The organism is Falsiroseomonas stagni DSM 19981 (genome assembly GCF_900114315.1).
Lineage (GTDB): Bacteria > Pseudomonadota > Alphaproteobacteria > Acetobacterales > Acetobacteraceae > Falsiroseomonas > Falsiroseomonas stagni.
On the sequence record NZ_FOSQ01000004.1, the window covers coordinates 352,344 to 374,797 of the forward strand.

At 69.5% G+C, this 22,454-nt stretch carries 25 protein-coding genes; 12 read left to right on the forward strand and 13 right to left on the reverse strand.

The features are described from left to right. Nucleotides 1–52 precede the first annotated feature (52 nt). Genes BM041_RS30595 through BM041_RS14040 form a run of 3 tightly spaced genes read left to right on the forward strand, consistent with a single transcriptional unit; the run spans nucleotide 53 to nucleotide 1,950 of the window. The gene (locus BM041_RS30595; protein WP_175533924.1) at nucleotides 53–706 is read left to right on the forward strand and encodes a hypothetical protein; all 654 of its coding nucleotides are present in this window, start codon (nucleotides 53–55) and stop codon (nucleotides 704–706) included. A 22-nt stretch (nucleotides 707–728) separates the two neighbouring features. Then, nucleotides 729–1,325 carry a hypothetical protein gene (locus BM041_RS14035; RefSeq protein ID WP_092960449.1) on the forward strand — a complete coding sequence of 199 codons (597 nt, stop codon included), beginning with the start codon at nucleotides 729–731 and terminating at the stop codon, nucleotides 1,323–1,325. Between the two features lie 28 nt (nucleotides 1,326–1,353). After that, nucleotides 1,354–1,950 (forward strand): hypothetical protein, encoded by a 597-nt coding sequence (locus tag BM041_RS14040; RefSeq protein ID WP_092960451.1) that lies wholly within the window; start codon nucleotides 1,354–1,356, stop codon nucleotides 1,948–1,950. 11 nt (nucleotides 1,951–1,961) lie between these two features. Here the strand turns inward: BM041_RS14040 and BM041_RS14045 are convergent, their stop codons facing one another. Continuing rightward, nucleotides 1,962–2,762 carry an enoyl-CoA hydratase/isomerase family protein gene (locus tag BM041_RS14045; protein ID WP_139226057.1) on the reverse strand — a complete coding sequence of 267 codons (801 nt, stop codon included), beginning with the start codon at nucleotides 2,760–2,762 and terminating at the stop codon, nucleotides 1,962–1,964. Further along, entirely contained in the window at nucleotides 2,759–3,784 is a 1,026-nt protein-coding gene (locus tag BM041_RS14050) for a succinylglutamate desuccinylase/aspartoacylase family protein (RefSeq protein ID WP_092960455.1), read from the reverse strand. The genes BM041_RS14045 and BM041_RS14050 overlap by 4 nt, the downstream gene beginning before the upstream one ends. 153 nt (nucleotides 3,785–3,937) lie before the next feature. On the opposite strand from BM041_RS14050, the gene BM041_RS14055 reads away from it, so the two are divergent. The 3 genes from BM041_RS14055 (at nucleotide 3,938) to BM041_RS14065 (ending at nucleotide 6,079) form a co-directional block, all read left to right on the forward strand. Then, nucleotides 3,938–4,384, forward strand: coding sequence for a BPSL0067 family protein (locus tag BM041_RS14055; protein WP_092960457.1), 447 nt, complete (start codon nucleotides 3,938–3,940; stop codon nucleotides 4,382–4,384). Further along, on the forward strand, nucleotides 4,365–4,718 hold the full coding sequence (locus BM041_RS14060; protein ID WP_092960459.1) for an STY0301 family protein: 354 nt from the start codon (nucleotides 4,365–4,367) through the stop codon (nucleotides 4,716–4,718). Before BM041_RS14055 ends, BM041_RS14060 begins: the two co-directional genes overlap by 20 nt. A 92-nt stretch (nucleotides 4,719–4,810) precedes the next feature. Next, on the forward strand, nucleotides 4,811–6,079 hold the full coding sequence (locus tag BM041_RS14065) for a DUF2254 domain-containing protein (protein ID WP_139226058.1): 1,269 nt from the start codon (nucleotides 4,811–4,813) through the stop codon (nucleotides 6,077–6,079). Nucleotides 6,080–6,357: 278 nt separating this feature from the next. Here BM041_RS14065 and cysE read toward each other — a convergent pair whose 3' ends face one another. Genes cysE through BM041_RS14080 form a run of 3 tightly spaced genes read right to left on the reverse strand, consistent with a single transcriptional unit; the run spans nucleotide 6,358 to nucleotide 8,685 of the window. Then, nucleotides 6,358–7,017 (reverse strand): serine O-acetyltransferase, encoded by a 660-nt coding sequence (gene cysE, locus BM041_RS14070; RefSeq protein ID WP_092960463.1) that lies wholly within the window; start codon nucleotides 7,015–7,017, stop codon nucleotides 6,358–6,360. A gap of 7 nt (nucleotides 7,018–7,024) precedes the next feature. Further along, nucleotides 7,025–8,044, reverse strand: a complete 1,020-nt coding sequence (locus BM041_RS14075) for a cysteine synthase A (RefSeq protein WP_092960465.1) — start codon at nucleotides 8,042–8,044, stop codon at nucleotides 7,025–7,027. Between the two features lie 11 nt (nucleotides 8,045–8,055). Continuing rightward, on the reverse strand, nucleotides 8,056–8,685 hold the full coding sequence (locus BM041_RS14080; protein ID WP_092960467.1) for a peroxiredoxin: 630 nt from the start codon (nucleotides 8,683–8,685) through the stop codon (nucleotides 8,056–8,058). Nucleotides 8,686–8,837: 152 nt separating this feature from the next. Between BM041_RS14080 and BM041_RS30950 the strand changes: the two genes are divergently transcribed. From BM041_RS30950 to BM041_RS14095, 3 genes are read left to right on the forward strand one after another with little or no spacing between them, the layout of a single operon-like run. Further along, on the forward strand, nucleotides 8,838–9,329 hold the full coding sequence (locus tag BM041_RS30950) for a VOC family protein (protein WP_092960469.1): 492 nt from the start codon (nucleotides 8,838–8,840) through the stop codon (nucleotides 9,327–9,329). After that, entirely contained in the window at nucleotides 9,322–10,338 is a 1,017-nt protein-coding gene (locus BM041_RS14090) for a DUF2891 domain-containing protein (protein WP_245762081.1), read from the forward strand. Before BM041_RS30950 ends, BM041_RS14090 begins: the two co-directional genes overlap by 8 nt. Then, nucleotides 10,335–11,018: a DJ-1/PfpI family protein gene (locus BM041_RS14095; RefSeq protein WP_092960473.1), complete on the forward strand. Its 684-nt coding sequence runs from the start codon at nucleotides 10,335–10,337 to the stop codon at nucleotides 11,016–11,018. Before BM041_RS14090 ends, BM041_RS14095 begins: the two co-directional genes overlap by 4 nt. A gap of 39 nt (nucleotides 11,019–11,057) precedes the next feature. Here BM041_RS14095 and BM041_RS14100 read toward each other — a convergent pair whose 3' ends face one another. From BM041_RS14100 to BM041_RS14130, 7 genes are all read right to left on the reverse strand, one after another. Further along, nucleotides 11,058–13,997 carry a calcium-binding protein gene (locus tag BM041_RS14100; protein ID WP_092960475.1) on the reverse strand — a complete coding sequence of 980 codons (2,940 nt, stop codon included), beginning with the start codon at nucleotides 13,995–13,997 and terminating at the stop codon, nucleotides 11,058–11,060. A gap of 152 nt (nucleotides 13,998–14,149) precedes the next feature. Continuing rightward, nucleotides 14,150–14,656: a GAF domain-containing protein gene (locus tag BM041_RS14105; RefSeq protein WP_217648716.1), complete on the reverse strand. Its 507-nt coding sequence runs from the start codon at nucleotides 14,654–14,656 to the stop codon at nucleotides 14,150–14,152. Next, nucleotides 14,653–15,549 (reverse strand): branched-chain amino acid ABC transporter permease, encoded by an 897-nt coding sequence (locus tag BM041_RS14110; protein ID WP_092960477.1) that lies wholly within the window; start codon nucleotides 15,547–15,549, stop codon nucleotides 14,653–14,655. The genes BM041_RS14105 and BM041_RS14110 overlap by 4 nt, the downstream gene beginning before the upstream one ends. After that, the gene (locus BM041_RS14115) at nucleotides 15,549–16,418 is read right to left on the reverse strand and encodes a branched-chain amino acid ABC transporter permease (protein ID WP_092960479.1); all 870 of its coding nucleotides are present in this window, start codon (nucleotides 16,416–16,418) and stop codon (nucleotides 15,549–15,551) included. The genes BM041_RS14110 and BM041_RS14115 overlap by 1 nt, the downstream gene beginning before the upstream one ends. After that, nucleotides 16,418–17,623 carry an ABC transporter substrate-binding protein gene (locus BM041_RS14120; RefSeq protein ID WP_092960481.1) on the reverse strand — a complete coding sequence of 402 codons (1,206 nt, stop codon included), beginning with the start codon at nucleotides 17,621–17,623 and terminating at the stop codon, nucleotides 16,418–16,420. Before BM041_RS14120 ends, BM041_RS14115 begins: the two co-directional genes overlap by 1 nt. A gap of 34 nt (nucleotides 17,624–17,657) precedes the next feature. Further along, nucleotides 17,658–18,371, reverse strand: a complete 714-nt coding sequence (locus BM041_RS14125; protein ID WP_092960483.1) for an ABC transporter ATP-binding protein — start codon at nucleotides 18,369–18,371, stop codon at nucleotides 17,658–17,660. Then, nucleotides 18,368–19,144 carry an ABC transporter ATP-binding protein gene (locus BM041_RS14130; protein WP_092960485.1) on the reverse strand — a complete coding sequence of 259 codons (777 nt, stop codon included), beginning with the start codon at nucleotides 19,142–19,144 and terminating at the stop codon, nucleotides 18,368–18,370. The genes BM041_RS14125 and BM041_RS14130 overlap by 4 nt, the downstream gene beginning before the upstream one ends. Nucleotides 19,145–19,244: 100 nt before the next feature. Here BM041_RS14130 and BM041_RS14135 point away from each other — a divergent pair, with 100 nt between their 5' ends. After that, entirely contained in the window at nucleotides 19,245–19,805 is a 561-nt protein-coding gene (locus tag BM041_RS14135; RefSeq protein ID WP_092960548.1) for an HD domain-containing protein, read from the forward strand. 286 nt (nucleotides 19,806–20,091) lie between these two features. Here the strand turns inward: BM041_RS14135 and BM041_RS14140 are convergent, their stop codons facing one another. Continuing rightward, nucleotides 20,092–20,718, reverse strand: a complete 627-nt coding sequence (locus BM041_RS14140) for a nuclear transport factor 2 family protein (protein ID WP_092960487.1) — start codon at nucleotides 20,716–20,718, stop codon at nucleotides 20,092–20,094. A gap of 117 nt (nucleotides 20,719–20,835) precedes the next feature. Here BM041_RS14140 and BM041_RS14145 point away from each other — a divergent pair, with 117 nt between their 5' ends. Both BM041_RS14145 and BM041_RS14150 read left to right on the forward strand, forming a co-directional pair. Next, a complete protein-coding gene (locus tag BM041_RS14145) occupies nucleotides 20,836–21,822 on the forward strand; it encodes a tripartite tricarboxylate transporter substrate-binding protein (protein WP_092960489.1) in 987 nt (328 codons plus the stop codon). Nucleotides 21,823–21,835: 13 nt separating this feature from the next. Next, nucleotides 21,836–22,441, forward strand: coding sequence for a nitroreductase family protein (locus BM041_RS14150; protein WP_092960491.1), 606 nt, complete (start codon nucleotides 21,836–21,838; stop codon nucleotides 22,439–22,441). Nucleotides 22,442–22,454: the final 13 nt, after the last annotated feature.

Here is a 22,454-nt window from a genome sequence, read left to right on the forward strand (position 1 = left end):
ATATTGATAATAACGCGAACATAGGACAATGGTCTCATTGAAGGAGGCCGCGATGACCATTCGAATGCCAATCACTGAGGGAGCGCTGCGCCGGGCAATGCGGGATGAGCGCTACTGGCGGCCCTGGCATCCTGAGCGAACTGCCTTTTCGAACTGGGTAACGGGTGGTTTCCAGGCGCTGGGGAAGGGTGAGCCTGACGGCTCCGGCCTGGTCTTCGTGGACAGCTACACCCGCAAGGTCAACGGCAAGGCCGTGCAGGTCGAAGCGCATTACCGGCGCGCCCCGCCGGGATCCGATGGCGACGGCAAGGCCGATGCGGGGAGAGCTCCAAAAGGCGAGGACGCCCATGGCGGAGCGCAGGATGATGTCGCTACCCCGGTTATGGGAAGGGGCACCCGCAGAAATCAGCCAACACCCCCGCCCACGCCGCAAAGACCGCGCGATGCCGATCCGGGACCACCGATGGAGCGTATTCCTCGACAAAGTGGCAAGGAGAATGCCGATAGAATACCCAGCTGGGCGGAGCGTGCTCCAAGGGGGCAGAACGAGACACCGCATCAGTATGCGGACAGGATCATGAGGGATCGCTGGGGGGATGGGTGGCGTGAGAACGAAGATCGCAGGGCAGAGCATCGAAAGCTCGTGAAATGGGGCTCGCGGGCTTTCCGCATGCCGCGAATTCCAGGCGGCCGTGGCCGTGAATAAGATGCAGACAGAGGGCACATCCATGATCATCCAGACCCTGTGGCATTTCGATGGATTTGCGCTTGGGGACGTCCTTAATGCCGAGGACCACCATGGCAAGCTGATCGGCGCCTACAAGGACGAGGCGGAGGCGGCGTCCGCGGTGGCGAGGGTTCAGCATCAGCCAGGCTTCCGCGACCATCCCGACGGGTTCCGCCTGTTTCCCTTCGATGTCGATCGCACCTATTGGGCCGATGGCTTCCTGCAAGGCAGCGGTGCCGCTGACGAGGCGATCGCGGACGATGGTTCAGGCATTTTTGGCAATGATTCGGCGCTGCTCGATTTTGCCGGGGACACCGACCGCGACATGGAAGACGAAGAAGCGTTTCTTGCAGCCAAGCCGCAGCCCGACCGTCCCGACCAGCTCTGGGACCTCTCACATTACAAGATCAGCCGCGAAAACGATCAGTCGTTTGAGGATATGGGCTACAAGCTGATTGGCTTCTACACGACCCGGCGCCTAGCGGAGGAGGCCATCGCGATGCTTCGCGGCAAACCTGGCTTCCGCGATCACCCCGAAGGATTCCGCCTCACCTGGATCACGATAGGAAACGTGCGCTGGCAGGATGGCTTTGCCTGATCATCAAGCCGACGGCGGGTCGGCGCCTATGATCATCCAGACCCTCTGGCATTTCTACGGATTCGTCCCGGGCGACGTGCTGAATGCTGAGACGCACCATGCAAAATTCATCGGGGCATACCGCCGCGATGATGAGGCGGCGGCGGCTATCGGGCGCGTCGCCGGCCAACCGGGATTTCGGGACTTTCCCGATGGGTTCCGCTTGTTCCCGTTCGAGGTGGATCGGACCTATTGGTCGGACGGTTTTCTACCCAACCCGGGCGGCGACGATCTCGCCGTGGCCGGCGATGGGTCCGGGATCTTCGGAACAGACGAAGCTTTGGCGGAGAATTTCGGCGATACGTCCCGCAATCTGGAGCGGGAGGAGGAGTTCATCGCAGCCAAACCGAAGCCGGACCGGCCGGATGAGCTCTGGGAGCTATCACACTACAAGATCTCACGCGAGAACGGCCAAGCCTTCGAGGATATGGGCTACAAGCTCATCGGCTTCTATTCCACGCGCGCGCAGTTGGATGCGGCGATCCGCCGCATGGCCCGCAAGCCAGGCTTCCAGGACCATCCGCAGGGCTTCCGAATCAGGTGGACCAGCCTTGGCGCCATCCACTGGGAGGAAGGTTTTGCCTGACGGGACGCCGACTATGCCCCCGGCGCCCAGGACGGCTTGCGCCGTTCTTTGAAGCTCGCGATCCCCTCCTTCGCCTCGGGGTCCGCGCTACGGCGGGCGAAGGCCTGGGCGCCGGCCTCGGCATAGGCCTCCGTCGCGACGGGGCCGAGGGCGGCGAGGAGGGCCTTGGTCTCTGCCAGGGCGCCGGGGGCGCCTTCAAGGATGTCGGCGATCACGCGGGCGAGTTCCGCCTCAAGCGCTTCGACGTCGGGGAGGATTTGGTGGACGAGGCCGGTGCGGGCGGCTTCCGCGGCGTCCAGCACATGGCCTTGCAGGCAGATGCGCGTGGCCTCGCTGCGGCCCATGCGGCGGACCAGCCAGGGAAGGATCTGGGCGGGCACCAGGCCGCGGCGGACCTCGGGGGCGGAGAAGCGGGCGTCCGCCGAGGCCAGCGCGATGTCGGCGGCCGTGACCAGGCCGAGGCCGCCGGCGAAGGCGGAGCCCTGGATGGCGGCGATGACGACCTGCGGCAGTTCGGAGATGGCGGCGAAGCGCTGGCCGGTGGCGCGGTTGCGGGCCTGCTGGCGGGCGAGTTTCACCGCCGGGTCCTCCGGCGCGCCGACCTCCGTCAGGTCGAGCCCGGCGCAGAAATGGCCACCGGCGCCGGAGAGGACGACGACGCGGATGGTGGGATCGGCGCGGAGTTCGGCGAGGAGTTCATCGAGGCGCGCGACCAGCGCCTCGCTCATCGCGTTGCGACGGTGGGGGCGGTTGAGGGTGATGCGCATCACAGGCCCGTCGCGGGTGGCGAGGACGGGGTTCTCGTCAGTCACAGGTCAGTCTCCGTACCGAGGTGGAAAAGGCAGTCGCCGCGCGCCGTCATGCCCGGCCAGCGTTTTACCAGGACGATGCCGTCGATGGCGAAATGGACCGGCGTGGGGGCGCGCCAGGGGGTTTCGGTGTGGTGGATGAGGCCGGCGGGCTGGTCCTTCGTGACCCTGTCACCGGGCTCGGCGAGGGGCTGGAAGATGCCGGGGTCAGGCGCGAAGACGTAGTAGTCGGGGCCGCCGAGGTCGAGGATGCGCGTCGGTGGGCGCGGCGGGCCGGCATCCCAGTCGAGGTCGCACACCCCGAGGTGCCGGAGCGCGCCGGCGACGCCGCGTTCCGCGACCCGGATCGCCTCCGCCCCCGCATGGCCGCCGCCGCCCAGTTCGGTGCCGAGATGCAGCACCCCCGCTCGATACGCCGTGTCCGACAGGGTGCGGCCGCCATTGGTGCCGGGCTGGACGATGTAGGAGAGCGGCGCGCCGAAGGCCTTCAGGAGTGCCAACGCCTGCGCGAACCGCGCCGGGTCGTCGCCGCGGCGGATGAGGGCCGAGGGCGCGTACATCAGGGACGAGCCGCCGGAATGAAGGTCCAGCACCGCATCGCAGCGGGGCAGCAGGTCTTCCGTGATGTGGAAGGCGATCTGCTGGGTGATGGTGCCGAGGGGATCGCCGGGGAAGAGGCGGTTGAGGTTGCCGCCATCGATCGGGCTCGTGCGCAGCCCCGCGCGGGCGGCGGGGAAGTTGGCGGCGGGGAGGATGATGAGGCGGCCGGTGACGTGCTGCGGCACCACCTCCCGCATCACCCGGCCGGCGACGACCTGGCCTTCGTGTTCATCGCCATGATTGCCGGCGACGATCATGACCGTCGGGCCGGGCCCGCCGACGATCACGCCGATCGGGATCGGGATGAAGCCGTAGGCGCTGGCATGGGTGGAATGCGGCAGCCGGAGGAAGCCGTGGCGCTTGCCGGGAGCGTCGAGATCGATCTCGCAGAAGAGCGTGCTGCCCAGGGTACTGCGCGTGGCCATCCGGTCTTCCCTATCATGCCGGCAGGGTCGGGCGGGCGGGCGATGGGGTCAAGCCGGGGGCATGGGCCTGGACAGACCGGGGCAAAAACGATTCCATCAGCCCGTCCGGTCCCTGCCCCTCCCCGTGCGGATCCATCCCAGGAGTGGTCATCCATGCCGTTCATCGCCACCGGCTACACGAAGAACGTGAACGCCCCTGTCGGGAAGTGGGTCTGCACGCGGACCTCGGCCCTCAAGCCCTATGACGCGGTGCCGCCGCTGGCGAAGCGGAGCGGGCCGGATTTCTGCGGGCAATGCGTGTCCTTCGTGACGCGCGCCTGCTCCACCCTGCCGGTCAGCACGGCGCAGTGGAAGAAGGGCGCGCTGGTGAAGGAGGCGACGGAGATCGCCGACGGAACCGTGATCGCGACCTTCAACGCGCAGGGGCGCTACGAAGGGCACGCCGCCATCTTCGTGAAGAAGGACACCCAGGGCATCCATGTCTATGACCAGTGGGTCACCGGGACGAACCCCAAGGCGATCGGCCCGCGCCTCATCCGCTGGACCGGGACCGGCGTGTCCAACCGCGGGGATGGCTTCCATGTCGTGGAGCCGCTGTAGGCGCCTGGCCGCCGCGCTGCCGCTGGCGGTGTCGCTTGCCGCGCCGGCGGCGGCGCAGGCGCCCTCCGCCTGCCCGGCCCGGGCGGGCGATCCGGTGCAGGCCATCGACGTCTTCGATGGGCCGCCCGCCGACCTGGCCTATCTGATGCCGGATGGAAGGCGGGCGGGGGCGAGCGTCTTCACCCTCGGCCCGATCTATGCCGAGGGCCGCACCGTCACCATCCGCTGCAAGTACCGCAGCGGGGCGGCCACGGATGTGGAACTCGCCGCGCGGGTCGAGGCCTGCACGGCGCGGCAGGAGCCTTCCGGCAACGTGGCGGTGGCCTGCCGCTAGCGCCTTCCGCCCGAAGCCGGCCCCCGCCGCCGCGGTGAACCGGCGCCGTGCCGGGCCGTTGCCGCCGCTGGGTAGCGCGGGGAAGCGGCACGGTGACAGCGGCGCGGTTGCGGCAATGGTGGGCGGATCTCCGTGCCGCCTTCTGGCTTCGCCCCGCGGTGATGACCGCTTCCACCATCCTGCTGGCGGAGGCGCTGGTGCGGCTGGAGGGCGCGGTCACCCTGCCCGACGCGGTGGATGACCTCGTCTATGGCGGCGCCGCGGCGGGGGCGCGGGACGTGCCGGGTGTGCTGGCGAGTGCGACCATCGGGGTGGCGGGGACCACTTTCTCGATCACCGTGGCGGCGCTGACGCTGGCGTCGAACCCGATGGGGCCGCGCCTGTTGCGGAGCTTCACCAGCGATGCCGGCAACCAGTATGCGCTGGGCGCGCTGGTCGCGACCTTCGCCTTTTCGCTGGTCGCGCCGCGGTCGGTGCATGAGGGGGTTGGCGGCGCCTTCGTGCCGCAGCTCGCGGTCTCCGTCGGGTTGCTGATGGGGTTCGGCTGCATCGGCGTGCTGATCTGGTTCCTGCACCATGTCGCGGCCTCCATCAGCGTGGACCGGGTGGTGGCGCTGGTGGCGGCGGAGCTTGACCAGGCGCTGGACAAGGCGTGCGGGGATGGGACGGACCCTGGGGCGGCGGCCGGGCCCGCGCCCGATGCCGCGACGCTGCGGGCGCCGGGCGGCGGCTACCTGCGGGTGCTGGACAATGCGTCGCTGGCGGATTGGGCGGCCCGGTGTGGGGCGGTGCTGCACCTCGACCTGCGGGCGGGCGGGTTCGTCCTGCCGGGCAGCGTCGTGGGGCGGGTCAGCCCGCCAGGGATGCGGGAGGAGGCGCAGGCGGCGCTGGCGGAGGCGATGGTGCTCGGCCAGTCCCGCAGCGTGGAGCAGGATCTGGAACACGCCGTGCGGCAATTGGTGGAGATCGCGTTGCGGGCGCTGTCACCGGGGATCAACGACCCCTTCACCGCCATCGGCGTGCTGGACCGGCTGGGCGCGACGCTGGCGGGGCGGGCGCTGCCGGATGGCGTCTTCAGGCGTGGGGGCGAGGTCCGCCTGGTACGGCCGGCAACAGATTACGAGGGCCTGGCCGACGCCATGTTCCACATGCTGCGCCAGGGTGCCGCCGGACAGCCCGCGGTGATGATCCGGACGCTGGAGGTGCTGGCCGGGGTCGCGGCGGTGGAGCCCGATCCGGCACGACGGGCGGTGCCGGCGCGCCACGCCCGGCAGGCGGCCACGGCGGCGTTGCGGGGCACGCGGGATGCCGCTGCGCGGCGGGCGATCCGGGATCGCCATGCGGCCATGCTGCGGGGCTGACGCGGGCAAGCCTTGCGGCGACCCCTTCGCACGGCCAGGCCGTATGGGCGTGTCCACCAGCCGCACTGCGTGATGTTCCTTGCGCGCCGAATCTGCGCGAGCCAAGCGCGACCTGAGTCGGTCAGCGAGCGCTGATCGCTCATTTGGCACTCGCCGTCATCACGATAGCTGCGCCGACAGCATCCTTCCTGAAATGCTGGCGGTCCAGGGTCCCCTTGGACCCTGGCGAGGGGGTGCCAAGGGGGGACGGCAAGGAGCAGTGCTCCCCCTTCGGGCCACTACACCCCCTCCCGCTGCGCGTTCCTCAATGCGCCGAGTTCCGCCCGCAGCAGCGCGATCTCCGCCCGCATGGCCGCGAGCTGTTCGCCAACCGGATCCTCATCCGCCGTGCCGAGGCCGTAGCCGATGGAGGGGTCCTGGCAGGGCTGGCCGCGGGGTGGGCGGGCGGGGATGCCGACGACGGTGCAGCCGGGCGCGACGGCGGAGACGACCACGGCATTGGCGCCCACGCGCGCGCCGCGGCCGACCAGGATGGGGCCCAGCACCTGGGCGCCGGCGCCGATCGTCACCTTGTCCTCGATCGTGGGATGGCGCTTGCCGGGCTGGCCGGACAGGCCGCCGAGGGTGACGGAGTGGTAGATCAGCACGTCATTGCCGATCTCCGCCGTCTCCCCGATCACGACGCCCATGCCGTGGTCGATGAAGAGCCGCCGGCCGATGGTGGCGCCGGGGTGGATCTCGATGCCCGTCAGGAAGCGGGCGATGTGGGAGGAAAGGCGCGCGACACCGCGCAGCCCGGCGCGCCACAGCGCATGGGACAGGCGGTGCCACAGCACGGCGTGCAGGCCGGCATAGCAGAGCATCGCCTCCAGCCACCCGGGCTTGGCAGGGTCGCGTTCGCGGATGGTGCGGGCGAGTTCGACGATTTCCAGCGCCATGGCGCGCTCACTCCAGCCAGGACGGCACGGGCAGGCCGCGTTCCCGCAGGAATTCCGGATTGAAGAGCTTCGACTGGTAGCGCGCGGCGCCGTCGCAGAGGATCGTCACCACGGTGTGTCCGGGGCCGAGGTCGCGGGCCACCTTGATGGCGGCGGCGACATTCAGGCCGGCGCTGCCGCCCACGGAAATGCCTTCATGCATCTGCAGGTCGAAGACTTCCGTCAGTGCCTCCGCATCGCTGACATTCACGGCGTCATCGATAAAGGCGCGCGCGGCGGCGAGGTTGCCGGGGGCGCGGGCGGCCTGGCCGATGCCTTCCGTGATCGAATTGCCCTCCGCCTTGAAGGTGCCGGTGCGGACCCAGGAGGCGAGCGCGCTGCCATCGGGATCGGCCAGCGTGATCCGCACCTTGGGGTCTCGGGACTTCAGCGCGCGGGCGATGCCGGCCAGCGTGCCGCCGGTGCCGCAGGCGCAGGTGAAGGCATCGATGCGGCCATCGGTCTGGTCCCAGATCTCGGGGCCGGTGGTGGCGTCGTGCACGGCGGCGTTGGCCAGGTTGTCGAACTGGTTGGCCCAGACGGCGCCCATCTCCTCCGCCAGGCGCTTCGAGACATGGACATAGTTGCCGGGATCGCTGAAGGGCTTGGGCGCGACCAGGCGAAGGTCGGCGCCGATCATGCGGAGGTAGTCCAGCTTTTCCCGCGACTGGGTTTCCGGCACCACGATGACGCTGCGCCAGCCCATGGCGTTGGCGGCCAGCGCGATGCCGATGCCGGTATTGCCGGCGGTGCCCTCCACGATCGTGCCGGGCTGGCCGGGGACGAGCTGGCCGCGCGCGACCGCGTCCTTCAGGATGCCGAGCGCCGCGCGATCCTTCACGCTGCCGCCGGGGTTCATGAATTCCGCCTTGCCCAGGATCTCGCACCCCGTGGCGGCGGAGGCGCGGCGGAGCCGGATCAGGGGGGTGTTGCCGACCGCCCCCCAGAAGCCATCAGCCACGCCGGATAGCTGTGCGCCCCCGTCCATCGTCCCCTCCCCTACTTCACATCGACCCAACGCAGATAGGGGCGATCCGTCTTCCAGCCCTGCGGGAAAAGGCTCTTCGCCTGTTCGTCGCTGATCGAGGGCGGGATGATGGCCTTGCCGCCGGGGCGCCAGTTCACGGGCGTCGCCACCTTGGCGCGGTCCGTCAGCTGGAGGCTGTCGATCACGCGGATGATCTCGTCGAAGTTCCGGCCCGTGCTGGGCGGGTACACCATGAACAGGCGCACCTTCTTGTTCGGGTCGATGACGAAGACGGTGCGGACGGTGATGGAGGGATCGGCCTCCGGGTGCACCATGCCGTAGAGGGCGGCGACATGCTTGTCCGGGTCCGCGATCATCGGGAAGTTGACGGCGGTGCCCTGCGTATCCGCGATATCGGCGTCCCAGCCGGCATGGCGATCGAGCGTATCGACGGACAGGCCGATGACCTTCACGCCGCGGGCGTCGAATTCGGGCTTGAGGCGCGCGGTCTCACCCAGTTCCGTCGTGCAGACGGGGGTGAAGTCCTTGGGGTGGCTGAACAGGACGCCCCAGGAGGAGCCGAGCCATTCATGGAAGTGGATCGTGCCCTGGGTGGTCTCCGCGGTGAAATCCGGGGCGACCTGGCCGAGCTGGATGGTCATGCGACTGCGTCTCCTGCGCGGGCAATTGCCCGCCTTGTGGCCCGCGGGCAACGGCCCGCCTTGTGGCAGGATAAGGGCATTGCGGGTGTGCGTTCCAACGGGGGTCCTGGCACGGTTCCGGGGGCGCGCGGGATCGTGCATGCTTGCCGCGCATGGCCACGCCGCTTGCGTTCCATGCCTGGGCCTGGATGGAGAGAATGATGGCAACGGATGCCGCCGCAGGGACAGAAACTTCTGGGGCAGGAATTTTTATCGAGCAGAATGTGGTCTGGCTCTACACGGAGAACCTGGACCGGCTCGCCGCCTTCTACCGGGATGTGATCGGGCTGAAGCAGGTTCTGGACCAGGGGATCTGCCGGGTCTTCCAGGTGAGCCCGACGGGGTTCCTCGGCGTGTGCAACAAGCCCGGGCGGCCGCTCGGCACCAAGGGGATGGTCTTCACCTTCCTCGTCGAGGATGTCGAGCGCGCCTACGAGCACTACAAGGCGCGCGGGATCGAATTCGACGGCCCGCCGCATGTGTCGGGCGGCAAGACCGTCTATTCCTGCTTCTTCCGCGATCCCGAGGGCTATCTGCTGGAATTCCAGGAATTCAACGATCCGCGCTGGCCCTACCCGGAAGGGCGCGGCCCGCGTCGTGGCTGAGGTGCTGGACGAGGCGCTGGCGGAGCGGCTGGCGCGGATCGCGCTCGGCCATGTGGGCCAGGAATGGCCGCAGAAGCTGGACCATGTGCTGACGGGGCCGGCGGACCTGCAGGCGCCTTCCGTCCTGCATCCGCTCTTCCATGGCAGCTTCGACTGGCATTCCTGCGTCCATGCACACTGGATGCTGGCGCGGCTGCTGCGGCGCTTTCCGCAGATGCCAGGCGCCGGCGCGATCGCGGCGCGCTTCGACGCGGCCTTCACGGAAACCGGAGTGGCGGCGGAATGCGCCTACCTCGCCCGGCCATCGTCCCGGGGGTTCGAGCGGCCCTATGGCTGGGCCTGGCTGCTGAAGCTGCAGGCGGAGCTGGATGCGCTGCCGAACCCCGTCTGGGGTGCCAGGCTGGCGCCGCTGGCGGAGGTGTTTGCCGCGCGATTCCGCAGCCACCTGCCGATGGCGGACTATCCCTCCCGCGCGGGGATGCACACCAATACCGCCTTCGCGCTGATGCTGGCCGCCGATTGGGCGGAGGCGCAGGACCCGGCGCTGCTGGCGCTGATCCGGGAGACCGCCTGGCGCTGGCATGCGGAGGACCGGGACGCGCAGGCGTGGGAGCCCTCCGGCGAGGATTTCCTCTCGCCGACGCTGATGGAGGCGGCGTGCCTGGCGCGGCTGATCCCCGCTGCCCGCTTCGCGCCCTGGTTCGACCGCTTCCTGCCCTGGATCGGCGCGCGGCGCCCGGCCGCGCTGTTCACGCCGGCACGGGTATCGGACCGCACGGATGGGCGGATCGCGCATCTGGATGGGCTGAACCTGTCCCGCGCCTGGTGCTGGCGCATCCTGGCGGGAACGCTCCAGGGCGCCGACATGAGACGGGCGGTGATGGAGGAGAGTGCCGCGGCGCATCTGGCGGCTTCCATGCCGCACCTCGATGACCACTACATGGGCGGGCACTGGCTCGCGAGTTTTGCACTGCTGGCGCTGGATGATGCGGGGGGAACGACGGCATGAGCGAGCGGTTCAGGGTTCTCTTCGTCATCTATCCCGGTATGACGCAGCTGGACTTCACCGGGCCGCACCAGTTCCTGAGCCGCCTGCCGGGGGGCGAGGTGCTGGTGGCGAGCCCGGCGGGCGGGGCGGTGCCGGCGGACGGGCTGGTCTTCGGGGATACGCTGGCCATCGCCGCCGTCGATCGCTGCGACCTGATCTGCATCCCGGGCGGGCCCGGCGCCACGGTGGTGGCGCAGGACCAGGATTTCATCGCGGAAGTGCGGCGCCTGGCGGCGGGGGCGCGCTACGTCACCTCCGTCTGCACGGGCGCCTTCGTGCTGGGGGCGGCGGGGCTGCTGAAGGGCAAGCGCGCCACTACGCACTGGGCCTGGCATGACCTGCTGCCGCTGTTCGGCGCGATCCCGGTGGCGGAGCGCGTGGTGCGGGACGGCAATGTGATCACCGGCGGCGGCGTGACGGCGGGGATCGATTTCGCGCTGACGGTGCTGGCGGAGATCGCGGGGGAGGAAGCGGCGCAGGCCGTGCAGCTGGGCCTGGAATACGCGCCAGCGCCGCCCTTCGAGGCCGGGAGTGCCGCGACCGCACCGCCAGGGGTGCTGACGCGGGTGCAGGCGGTGAATGCACGGATGGCGCCGAAGCGCCGGGCGGAAGCGGAAGAGGCCGCCGCCCGGCTGGGGTAACCCTGCCCCGCCTGAGGCCGATGGCGGCGGAGGGAAGCGCTACCAGACGACGAGGAACTGCGGCACCGACCGGAACTGGAGGATCAGGTCCGCCACCGCGTCGCCATCCAGGTCCAGGCTCCAGGTCGGGGAGTCGAGAGGGGCGACGGCCTGGCCGGCTACACCGGTCAGGGCATCGACCTCCCTGAAGTCGTCGTCCTCAGCGGTCAGGGGGTTGGCGTCGATGCCGTCGAGGTGGAGCACGTCGCCATAGCTGTCGGTCGCGTCCAGCAGGATGGTTGCGGCCGAGGGCGCCAGCGGATCCCAGACGAAGTCGATGGTGTAGTTGTTGAAGCCGTCGCCGCCATCCAGCGTGTCGCCCGCGCCGCCCACCAGCGTGTCGTTGCCGTCCCCCGCCACCAGCAGGTCGGCGCCCTCGCCGCCGACCAGGCTGTTGTTCCCCGCCTGGTCGGACAGGGTATCGTCGCCGGCATCGCCGGAGAGCGTGTCGGCGCCGGTGCCGCCGACCAGTGAATCGGCATCGTCGCCGCCCGCGAAATCCGCCTTGCCGGTCCCGGCGGCCAGGGTGTCCGAACCCTCCTGCCCCCGGATTGTCGCGGCCTGTGCCCCGAGCAGGACGCGGTCCGCCTGGGAGGACAGCGTGGCGTCCACCAATTCGATCCCGAGGATGCGGCCGTTGGTGCCATCGACCTGGAAGGCGCCGCTGGGCTGGCGGAGATCCATGCGGACCGGGCCGGGCATGGATTCCAGCACCAGCATGTCCTCTTCAGCACCCCCATCGACGCGGGAGGCGCCGTTGCGCAGGATGATGAAGTCCGACCCCCCCCCGCCCGCCAGGCTGTCCCAGCCGCTGCTTCCCAGCAGCGTATCGGCATCCGCGCCGCCGAAGACAGTGTCGTTGCCCTCGGCGCCCGCCAGGCTGTCCTCGCCCGCGCCGCCATCGACCCGGTCACTGCCGTAGGAGCCATCGATGGTGTCGCCGCCACCCTCGCCGCGCAGGGAATCATCGCCATCGTCGCCGAGGATGGTGTCCCCGCCATCGCCCCCCGCGATGGTGTCGTGGCCGTCCTGGCCGGAGAGCGTATCGGCGCCCGTGCCACCGCCCAGGGAATCCTCGAGGTCGCCGCCCCAGATCTCCACCGCGACGCTGCCACCGATGATGGTATCCGAACCCTCCTGCCCCCAGACCGTGGCGGCCTGGTCGCCCAGCAGCAGGCGGTCATCGCCGGTTGAGAGGGTGGCGATGATCGTCTCGATCCCCAGGATGCGGCCATTGATGCCGTCCACCTGGAAGGCGCCGCTGGCCTGGCGGAGATCGGCGCGGGTGGTCGCATCACCCATCTCCAGCACCAGGACATCGTCGCCGTCGCCACCATCGACCCGGGCGGCGAACCCGTGCACTTCGACGGTGTCGGCGCCTTCCCCGCCTATCGCCGTATCGACACCGCCCACCAGCGCGGGGGCGCCTTCATAGTAGAAGCCGATCTCCGCATCGACGATGATGAGGTCGTCGCCGGCGCCGCCGATCACGCGGTCTGCGCCATCACCGCCGATCAGCGTGTCGGCACCTTGCCCGCCATCCAGCCGGTCGGTACCGAGTTCGCCGTGCAGCTCGTCCGCATCATCGCTACCCTTCAGCGTATCGGCGCCCTCGAAGCCGAAGATCGTGTCGGACCCGGCATCGCCCGCGAGGCTGTCCCCGGCACCGCCGCCCTGCAGCCAGTCATCGCCACCACGCGCTGCGGCGTCCTGGCGCAGGTCCGAGCCAGAGCCGAACAGCGTGTCGCCGCCGGCTCCACCGATCAGAGTATCGGACCCGTTGCGCGTCGTGATCGAGAGGCCGATGTCCCCCAGCCGCACCAGGTCGTTGCCGTCGCTGGTGCGGATGAGGAAATCCTCGAAGCCGCGGATCACGCCGGCCACGCCACCGGCGACGTAGGTGCCGCCGCCTGTCGTTGCGATGGAGCGCAGGTCCAGCACCACGCCGCCGGTCACGCGGCGCATGTCGAAATCAAGCGTGTCCGTGCCCGCGCCGCCATCGATGTAGCCGACGAAGTTGCGGATCTGGAAGCTGTCATCGCCATCCTCGCCCCGCGCGGTCGCGGTGCTGGCGCTGGCGACGGTGCTGTTGCCGAGCAGGAAGCGATCATTGCCGAGGCCGCCGCGCAGCAGATCGGCGCTGCCCGCGATGGTTTCCCCGGCCTCCGTCAGCGTATCGTTGCCCTCATAGGCCAGCAGCGTGTCGCTGCCGGCGCCGCCCGCCATGCTGTCATTCCAGCCGATGCCGGCGGCGGTGTCCCGGCCGCCCTTGATGAGGTCGTCACCCTCCTGCCCGAGGATGGCCGTTCCGGCCGTGTCGCCCGTCAGGATGGTGTCGGCGCCCTGGCCCGCCTGGATGGTCAGGATGCCTTCGAAGTTGACGAAGGTGCTGGTGACGCCTCGCTGCCGGATGATGCCGGTACCGCCTTGCCAGGCATGCCGCAGGTCGATCCAGACATCGTCCAGGACGCCGGGGAACAGGATATGGACGAGGTCGAACCCGACGCCCCCATCGGCCTCGACCTGCGTGATCGGGTTCCAGCCATCGGCGGTGGAGAGGACGGATTGGAGGAGGATGCGGTCATCCCCCTCCCCGCCCATCAGCGTGTCCCGGCCCGCGCTGCCCTGGCCGCCGGGTTCGTGCCGGGCCTCCAGGATGTCATTGCCGAGGCCGCCGATCAGGCTGTCGCTGCCCCATTCGCCGCGCAGGACGTCGCCGCCGTCACCGCCATCCAGCGTGTCATCGCCCGCATTGCCCGAGATGATGCCGATGCGGTGGTCGCCGGCGATGTTGTCGCGGCCGTCGCCACCCTCGATCGAATCATTGCCGCCATAGCCGCTGAGAAGGTCGTTGCCCTCGCCCCCCTGGATGAGGTCACCCTCCGGATTTCCGATGATGTTGTCGTCGCCGGGCGTTCCGGCAATCAGCGTCAGGGACATTGGCGAGGCACTCCGCAAGGCGCGCGGAGCGGATCATGGATGGGGGGGATGTAACAATCCGGTGGGCGGTGCCCTACGTAAAATTAACTTTGTTCTGAGGCCGATGGAGCGGGTGTGAACAGGGGGGGGCGTTTCCCCCCCCGCCAATCGTCTCAGCCTTCCGCAATAACCTTCAGCACGCCCGGCACGGCGAGTGCGGCGAAATGCTGCGCCAGTGCCACCTGGCCACGGCCGTACCAGCCGCGTTCATGCAGCAGGTTGATGGTGCCGATGCTGGTGCCGTTCCAGCGGACGGGCACGTTCAGCACGCTCTCGCAGCCCAGGCTGCGGATGAGTTCGTGGTCGTAGAAGACATCGCTGATGTCGGCGTAGTTGTAGCCGATATAGGGCACGCCCTCCCCCAGCACCGTGTTGAACCAATGCGTCGGGTTGATCGGCTTGCGGCCACCGATGGGGTAGGAATCCGGCATGTTGGAGTAGTAGCGCTGGCTCTCCTTCGCGCCGGGATGGATGACCAGGATGGTGAAGAGCTTGTGGCCGATGGTGGCACCCATCGCCTGGTCCAGCGCCGCGAACAGCGCCTGGGGCTGGCCGGGGGCCGCTGTCGCGGCGACGACGGAAGCGAGGGCGCCCATGGCGGTGGGGGTGGCGTCGGTCATGCCTTGGTTCTCGTTTTCTCGGGGATCAGTCCCTGCGGCCGGAAGCGCAGCAGCAGGATCAGGGTCAGCGCGATGGCGCCTTCCCGCAAGGCGGCCTTCTGCACGGGCGTCACGCCCGGGATCTCGGCCGCGATGAAGCGCGTACCCTCGATGAGGGTGATGAGGAAGATGGCGCCCACGATGGCGCCGCGCATGGAACCGACGCCGCCTGCGGTCAGCGCCAGCACGATGTAGATCGTCAGCAGCGGCGCGAAGCTCTCCGGCGCGATGAAGGCGTTGTAGTGGGCATAGAGCGCGCCGGCCGCGCCGAGCACCGCCGCGCCGGTGACGAAGGCGCGGACCTTGAACCAGAGCACCGGCTTGCCGGCGACGGCGGCGATATCCTCATCCTCCCGGATCGCGCGCAGCACGCGGCCGAAGGGGGAATGGGAGGCGCGGGAGAGGAAGTAGAAGCCGACCGCGACGGCGGTCCAGACGATGCCGAGGAAGATCAGGTTGAATTGCTGCGGGGAGACGTAGCCGCGCCAGGGGCCGGGGATGCCGCTGATGCCATCCGTGCCGTTGGTCAGCCAGATCTCGTTGGAGGCGACCAGGCGGATGACCTCCGCGAAGCCGAGCGTCACGATGGCGAGGTAGTCGCCCCGCAGCCGCGCGACGATCAACGCCATGATGCCGCCGGCGATGGCGGCGATGGTGGCGCCGGACAGCCAGCCCAGCGGCATGGGCAGCCCGGCCTTGGTGGTCAGCAGGGCGGAGGCATAGGCGCCAAGCCCGAAGAACCCGACGAGGCCGAGATTGACCATGCCGGTCAGGCCCCAGATCACGTTCAGCCCCAGCGCCATCAGCGCATAGAAGCCGGCGAAGACCAGCATGGCGACGAGGTAGGCTTCCATCAGTTGCGCCCCCCGAGAAGCCCCTGCGGCCGGAAGGTCAGCACCAGCAGGATGGCAAGGAAGGCGGTGACGGTGCGGTAGGCCGGTTCCAGGATCACGCCGGCCAACTCCTCGCCCACGCCCACGACCATGGCACCCAGCGCCGCGCCGGGGATCGATCCCAATCCGCCAACCACCGCGGCGGCGAAGACGGAGAGCACGACCCGAAAACCGGTCAGCGGGTCGATCGAGGTGTCGATGCCGATCAGCATGCCGCCGACCCCCGCAAGCCCCGCGCCGATGAAGACGGCGATGCGGGCGATGCGGTTGGGATCGACGCCCTTGATGTCCGCCAGCACGGGATTGTCCGCCACCGCGCGCATGGCGCGGCCGAGGCGCGTGAAGGCGAGCAGCGCGAACAGGCTGCCGGCGGCGACGATGGCATAGCCCGTGTTCTGCAATTGCTGCGGGTTCACGCGGATGCCGTCGAAGCGCCAGTCCCGCAGGATTGCGAGGTCATAGCCCTTCAGGTCATTGCCGAAGAAGAAGCGGATGATGTTCTCCAGCAGGATGGTGATGGCGACGGAGGCGATGGCGACCGTCAGCGGGCCGGAGGGGCGGAGCGGCTTCAGGGCCACTTCCTCCGACAGCAGCCCGACAGCCGCCGCCGCCAGGAAGGCGATGGGCAGCGCGGCGATCACGGGCACGCCGAACTGCACATTCGCGACCCAGCCCGCGAAGGCGCCGAAGGTGCAGAAGCCCGCCACCGCGAAGTTGGGGTAGCGCAGCACCGCGAAGATGCAGTTGAACCCGATGGCGGGCAGCATCAACACGCTGCCCGCCATCACGCCATTCAGAAGGACCTGGGCGAGGTCGCGCCAATCCTCCATCAGACCAGTTCGAGCAGCCGGAAGCGCCCGTTCTCCGCGACCTCGTAGCGGAACTTCGTGCCCTGGATGTCGCCGCGATCGTCGAAGGAGACGGGGCCGGAAGCGCCCTCGAAATTCACGGCGCGGCCGGCGGCGATCAGGCGGAGGCCGTCCGTCACGTTGTCGACCTTCTCGCCATCGCCCTGGCTGATCTTGCGGACATTGTCGCGGATGGCGGTGCCCGTCGCCTCACCCGCCTGGGCGGCGGCGAGGATCGCGAGCGTCGCGTGGTCGTTCGTCTGCGCGGAGTAGGGATCGACCTCCACATTGCCGAAGCGGTTCTTCAGGCGATTGAAGGCGCCGCTGTCGAGGTCCGGGCTCGGCTGGAAGGTGATGAGGCCGTTCGTCACCTCATTCGGCAGCGACTGGAAGGTGGTGGCGTTGGCGGCATAGGCGAAGGTGAAGCGGCGGCCCTCGAAGCCCGCGCGGAACAGCTCGCGCAGCAGGATCGTCACGTCGGGCAGGTAGCCGTTCAGCATGACGGTGTCGGAACGGCTGCGCATGATCTGATCCACCTCGGAGCGGAAGGCGGTCTTGTCACGCTCATAGACGATGTAGCCGGAGACGGCGCCGCCGCCGGCGCGGAACTTCTCGACCATCACTTCCTGGCTGGACGCCGCGAAGGGGGATTGCGCGGCCAGGTGGAAGACGCGGCGGGCGCCCTTGGCCATCAAATAGTCGCAGGCCGTGCTGATCTGCAGGCGGCTATTGGGCTGGGTGCGGAAGATGTAGCCCTGGTGCGGCAGCAGGGTGATGCTGTCGGCGCCGGAGACGGTGAAGAGGCTGACCCGGTTCTCCCAGCACAGCGGCGCGACCGCGGTGGTGCTGGCGCTGGCCCAGGTGCCGATGATGCAGGCGGCGCGGTCCACATCGATCAGCTTGCGGGCGCCGCGGACGGCGGCATCCGGGTTGGTCTGGTCGTCTTCGGCGACAACGCGGATCTGGCGGCCACGGATGCCGCCGGCGGCGTTCGCTTCCTCCACCACGCCCTGCACGGCGCGCAGCATGGCGGGGCCGTAGGGCCCGCCCGCGCCGGTCAGCGGCGGCAGCACGCCGAAGGTGATGGGCGCGCCTTGCGCGGCCAGCTTGCCGCCGATGGCGAAGGAGGAGAGCGCACCGGCGGTGCCGAGGAGCGCCGCGCGGCGATTGAGGCTGAAGGTGGTCATCCCAGTCTTTCCCCTGTTGGTTCGTTGGATTGGTTCAGCCGCCCAGGAACAGGCGGCGCACTTCCGGGTCCGCCGCCAAGGCCGCGGCTTCGCCCGTGCGGGCGACGCGGCCATCGACGAGGACGATGCCTTCCTCCGCGATGGCGAGAGCTTCCAGCGCGTTCTGCTCCACCATCAGGATGGCGGTGCCTTCCTGGTGGATGGCGGCGATGCCGTCGAAGAGGGATTCCGCCGCCTTCGGCGAAAGCCCTGCCGAGGGCTCGTCCAGCAGCAGCAGCTTCGGCTCCACCATCAGCGCCATGCCCATGGCCAGGATCTGGCGCTGGCCGCCGGACAGCGTCCGCGCGGCACGGCGGCGCTTTTCCGCCAGGATGGGGAAGCGGGTGAAGAGGCCCTCCACCCGGCGTGCGACCGTCGCGCGGGGCTCCAGGTAGCCGCCCATCTCCAGATTCTCCCGCACGGAGAGGCTGCCGAAGACGTTGGATTCCTGGGGGACGAAGGCGATGCCGCGCGCCGCGATGCCACGCGGCGGGAGGCCGGTCAGGACCTCCCCCGCCAGGCGGACCTGCCCGGCCTTGAGCTTAACGAGGCCGGCGATGGCCTTGAGGAAGGTGGATTTCCCCGCACCGTTCGGGCCGACGATGGCGGCCATGCGGTGCGCGGCCAGGGTGACGGTGATGCCCTTCAGGATCTCATCCGCCGCGCCATAGCCGCCGACGACGCCCTCGGCTTCCAGGAGCGCTGTCACGCGTGCACCGCCCGGCGGCCCATATAGGCTTCCTGCACGCGGGGGTCGTTGGCCACCTGGTCGAAGCTGCCTTCCATCAGGGGGCGGCCCTCCGCCATGACGATCACGGGGTCGCAGAGGCTGGCCACGAAATCCATGTGATGCTCGACGATCAGGACCGTCATGCCCTCATCCCTGAGATGCGCGATATGGGTCGCGATCTCGGCCGACAGGGTCGGGTTCACGCCGGCCACGGGTTCATCGAGGATCAGCAGCTTCGGGTCCGCCATAAGGGCGCGGCCGATCTCCATCAGCTTCTTCTGGCCGCCGGAGAGCGCGGCGGCCGGGTTGTCCAGCACGCGGGCCAGGTTCAGGCGGCCGGCGATGGCGCGGGCCTTCTCCTTCAACGCCTCCTCCCGCCGCTTCTGGGCGGGGGTGGCGAGGAAGGAGGTCAGGACCGATTCGCCGGGCTGCGCCTGGCCGTAAAGAAGAAGATTCTCCAGCACGGTCAGGCGGGGGATGCCGCGGGCGATCTGGAAGCTGCGGACCAGGCCGGCGCCGGTGATGCGGTCCGGCCGCCAGCCCGTGATGTCCCGGCCATCGAATCGCACCGTGCCGGAATCCGGGCGGATGACGCCGGAGATGCACTGGAAGGCGGTGGATTTGCCGGCGCCGTTCGGGCCGATCAGGGCCGTCACTGTGCCGCGCCGGACCGTCAGGTCCAGCCCGGCCAGGGCCACCACGCCGCCGAAGCGGCGCGCCAGCCCGCGCACCTCAAGGATCGATCCCGTCATGGCCGCGGACGCTACACGGCCGGTTTACAAACAGAAAGCGGGTCATTTACGCGCGATGCTGCGGCGCGGCATCATGGGGCGACCGATGCAGGAGACGCCCATGACCCAGGACCCCCGCCTGGCCGCGATCGAGACGATGCTGGAGCATCGGGCGGACGGCAATTACGGCCTGCACGCGATCACCCAGAAGCAGCACGCCTTGCAGGCCGCCATGTTCGCGGAACAGCTCGGCTGCGCGGAGCCGCTGGTGGTGGCGGCCCTGCTGCATGATGTGGGCCACCTGGTCCATGACCTCGGCGACAATCCGGCCGAGGCGGGCATCGATGACCGGCATGAGGAGCTGGGCGCCGCCTGGCTGGCGCGGCATTTCGGGCCGGAGGTGGCGGAACCCGTGCGGCTGCATGTCGCCGCCAAGCGGTTCCTCTGCGCGACGGAGTCGGACTATTTCAGCAAGCTGTCGCCGGACAGCGTGCTGTCCCTGTCGCTCCAGGGCGGTCCGATGTCCCCGGCCGAGGTCGCTGATTTCCGCGCCAACCCGCAGCACGGGGCCGCGGTGACGCTGCGGCGCTTCGACGAGCAGGCGAAGGTCACGGGGCTGGAGACGCCCCCCGTGGCGCATTTCCTGCCGATGGTGGCGCGCCAATTGCGGCCGGCAGCGTAGGCCGGGGCTCCGCCTTCGGCAGCGGCTTCCGCACCGCGGTTTCCGCTGCCGCCTGCGCCATCGTCGCGCCGCGCAACAGGCCCGAAGCGAGCAACCGCTCACGCCGGAAGTCCCTGTCAGTCATACCAATCGTCCTTCTCAACCCCGGGGCTTCCTGCCCCGCCCCGTCCCGAATCCAGGGCGGTGCCGCAACGCTTCTGCCAAGGCTTCGTGTCATCCCCCCGGCAGGTGGATGACGCGAGGGTGACACGCGAAGGGCTTACGGAGTGTTGAGATCGGCGATGGCTTACTCCTCCCAACCCGGGGCTTCGCCCGCCAGCCAGCGGCGGCCAGCGGCATAGAGGGCCTGGACGCGATCCCCCTTCAGGCCCGGCATGTCGGTCTTCACCTCATAGCCGATCTGGGTCTGGAGATAGGCGAGGTGGCGGTAGCCCTCCGGGAATCGGGCCAGGAGCGCGGGGTCCAGGCTCAGCTTCGCGGCCGGGTCCACCGGGTCCATCCGGTCCTTCTCATAGATCGGCTGGCGCAGGACGATGCCCCACTTCATGCCCTCCGGGGTGGCCCGCTCCTCGATGAAGTCGTGGAAGCGGCCGGTGCAGACGACATCCACCAGCACGCCATGGACCTCCGCCCGCTGGCTGATGGTCATCTTGGTCTGGGCGATGGCGCGGTGGCCGTTCAGGTCCACGGAACAGCCGCCGAGGAAATGCAGGATCGACACGCCGCGGGCCCAGCCGGCCTTCGAGGCCTCGATGAACTGGGCGGCCGGGGCCTGGCACCAGGTGGCGAACATGCGGCCATCGCTGTGCCAGCAGGTGGCGAAGCGGTCCCAATCCCCGGCATCGCGCCAGACGGCCCAGTTCTGAACGAGTTCGGCGACCTGGAGGCGGCGGAGGAGAAGCGCGTCTGACATCGGGGGTAGGCTCCGGTGGTGGGGCGGACGGGATGTTTCGGCCTTGACGGCCCTGGTCCGTGCCGTAGGAGGACGCTTAACAAACGATTGCACGCCAATTGGCAAGGAGGTTCCGTCATGGCCCATTCCGCGAGCCTGTCCCGCCGCGCGCTGCTGGCCGCCGGCGCCGGGCTGATCGCTGCCCCGGCCCTGGCGCAGCCTCGCTGGCCGGACCGGCCGGTGCGCTTCCTGCAGGGCTTCGCCGCCGGCGGCACGACGGACATCCTGGCGCGGCTCATCGCCCCCTCCATGGCCGCGGCCTTCGGCCAGCCGGTGGTGGTGGAGAACCGGTCCGGCGCGGGCGGAACCCTGGCGGCGGAGGCACTGGCGCGGGCGACGGATGGCCACACGCTGATGCTGCTGAACAACGGCTTCGCCGTCTCCGCCGCGCTGTACCGCCGCCTGCCCTATGACCCGCGCGCCGATATCGAACCCATCGCCATGGTCGCCTCCATCGGCCTCGTGCTGCTGGCGGGCACGGGGCCGGAGGCCCCGGCAGACCTGGCCGACCTGGTGCGGCGGGCGAAGGCGCGGCCGGAGCAGATCAACGTCGCGACCGTCGGCGTCGGCAGCACGCAGCATTTCGTGGCGGAAGCCATCCAGGCAGCCGGCGACTTCCGGCTGATGCACATCCCCTATCGCGGCACCCCCGCCGCCATCGTGGCGCTGCGCAACAACGAGGTGCAGGTGGTGAGCGAGACGGCCTCCGCCGTGCTCGGCCAGCTCCGCGGGGGCGAGGTGCGCGCGCTGGCCATCACCTCCCGCACCCGGTCCCCCCTGCTGCCGGAGGTGCCGACAGTGGCGGAGGCGCTGGGTCGTCCTGACTTCGATATCGAGACGTGGTATGCGATCGGCGCTCCCGCCCGAACGCCCCCCAGCGTGGTGGAGCGCATCACCGAGGTCGCGCGCGGCATGCATGCCGACACGACGCTGCGGGCCAGGCTCGGTGAGCTGGGCCTGGCAGCGCGGGAGCCCGGCACACCGGCCGAGACCAAGGCCACGGTGCATGCGGAAATCGCACGCTGGGCCGAGGTGATCGAGCGGACCCGCATGGAACGGCAATAGAGGACCTCCCCGCATGACTGACCGCAACGCGCCGACCGCCCACCCCATCCACCCGCTGATCGCGGGCCGCCACAGCCCGCGCGCCTATACCGATGCGCCGGTGACGGCGGAGCAACTGGCCTCCATCCTGGAAGCGGGCCGCTGGGCGGCTTCCTGCTTCAATGAGCAGCCCTGGAACTTCGTGGTGGCGCGGCGGGATGCGGATCCGGAAGCCTTCGCGACGCTGCTCGGCCTGCTGGGCGCCTTCAACCAGGTCTGGGCGAAGGATGCGGGCGCGCTGGTGATCACGGTGGCGCGCAAGGTCTTCACGGGCAACGGCAACCCGAACGCGGTCGCGCTGTATGATGTGGGCCAGGCGGCGGCGAACATGGTGCTGCAGGCGGCCTCCATGGGCCTCGCCTCCCGCCAGATGCGCGGCTTCGACGTGGAGCGTGCGCGCGTGGAACTCGGCGTGCCGGCGGATAACGACCCCGTCTCCGCCATCGCCTTCGGCGTGCCGGGCGATGCGGCGAAGATCCTGCCGCCGGATGTCGCGGCGAAGGAAGGACTGCCGCGCGTGCGCAAGCCGATCGGCGATTTCTCGCATGTCGGGAAGTTCGGTACTTCGTTTACGGGCTGAAGGGGTTCGCCCC

What these genes read in the sequence shown, in the direction of transcription:
- BM041_RS14055 (WP_092960457.1), top strand. Translation starts at nt 3,938, where the DNA reads ATGCCGTTCATCGCCACCGGCTACACGAAGAACGTGAACGCCCCTGTC.
- BM041_RS14100 (WP_092960475.1), bottom strand. Translation starts at nt 13,997, where the DNA reads ATGTCCCTGACGCTGATTGCCGGAACGCCCGGCGACGACAACATCATC.
- BM041_RS14130 (WP_092960485.1), bottom strand. Translation starts at nt 19,144, where the DNA reads ATGACGGGATCGATCCTTGAGGTGCGCGGGCTGGCGCGCCGCTTCGGC.
- BM041_RS14075 (WP_092960465.1), bottom strand. Translation starts at nt 8,044, where the DNA reads ATGGACGGGGGCGCACAGCTATCCGGCGTGGCTGATGGCTTCTGGGGG.
- BM041_RS14145 (WP_092960489.1), top strand. Translation starts at nt 20,836, where the DNA reads ATGGCCCATTCCGCGAGCCTGTCCCGCCGCGCGCTGCTGGCCGCCGGC.
- BM041_RS14035 (WP_092960449.1), top strand. Translation starts at nt 729, where the DNA reads ATGATCATCCAGACCCTGTGGCATTTCGATGGATTTGCGCTTGGGGAC.
- BM041_RS14095 (WP_092960473.1), top strand. Translation starts at nt 10,335, where the DNA reads ATGAGCGAGCGGTTCAGGGTTCTCTTCGTCATCTATCCCGGTATGACG.
- BM041_RS14120 (WP_092960481.1), bottom strand. Translation starts at nt 17,623, where the DNA reads ATGACCACCTTCAGCCTCAATCGCCGCGCGGCGCTCCTCGGCACCGCC.
- BM041_RS14135 (WP_092960548.1), top strand. Translation starts at nt 19,245, where the DNA reads ATGACCCAGGACCCCCGCCTGGCCGCGATCGAGACGATGCTGGAGCAT.
- cysE (WP_092960463.1), bottom strand. Translation starts at nt 7,017, where the DNA reads ATGGCGCTGGAAATCGTCGAACTCGCCCGCACCATCCGCGAACGCGAC.
- BM041_RS14150 (WP_092960491.1), top strand. Translation starts at nt 21,836, where the DNA reads ATGACTGACCGCAACGCGCCGACCGCCCACCCCATCCACCCGCTGATC.
- BM041_RS14110 (WP_092960477.1), bottom strand. Translation starts at nt 15,549, where the DNA reads ATGGAAGCCTACCTCGTCGCCATGCTGGTCTTCGCCGGCTTCTATGCG.
- BM041_RS14040 (WP_092960451.1), top strand. Translation starts at nt 1,354, where the DNA reads ATGATCATCCAGACCCTCTGGCATTTCTACGGATTCGTCCCGGGCGAC.
- BM041_RS14105 (WP_217648716.1), bottom strand. Translation starts at nt 14,656, where the DNA reads ATGACCGACGCCACCCCCACCGCCATGGGCGCCCTCGCTTCCGTCGTC.
- BM041_RS30950 (WP_092960469.1), top strand. Translation starts at nt 8,838, where the DNA reads ATGGCCACGCCGCTTGCGTTCCATGCCTGGGCCTGGATGGAGAGAATG.
- BM041_RS14060 (WP_092960459.1), top strand. Translation starts at nt 4,365, where the DNA reads ATGTCGTGGAGCCGCTGTAGGCGCCTGGCCGCCGCGCTGCCGCTGGCG.
- BM041_RS14140 (WP_092960487.1), bottom strand. Translation starts at nt 20,718, where the DNA reads ATGTCAGACGCGCTTCTCCTCCGCCGCCTCCAGGTCGCCGAACTCGTT.
- BM041_RS30595 (WP_175533924.1), top strand. Translation starts at nt 53, where the DNA reads ATGACCATTCGAATGCCAATCACTGAGGGAGCGCTGCGCCGGGCAATG.
- BM041_RS14050 (WP_092960455.1), bottom strand. Translation starts at nt 3,784, where the DNA reads ATGGCCACGCGCAGTACCCTGGGCAGCACGCTCTTCTGCGAGATCGAT.
- BM041_RS14080 (WP_092960467.1), bottom strand. Translation starts at nt 8,685, where the DNA reads ATGACCATCCAGCTCGGCCAGGTCGCCCCGGATTTCACCGCGGAGACC.
- BM041_RS14115 (WP_092960479.1), bottom strand. Translation starts at nt 16,418, where the DNA reads ATGGAGGATTGGCGCGACCTCGCCCAGGTCCTTCTGAATGGCGTGATG.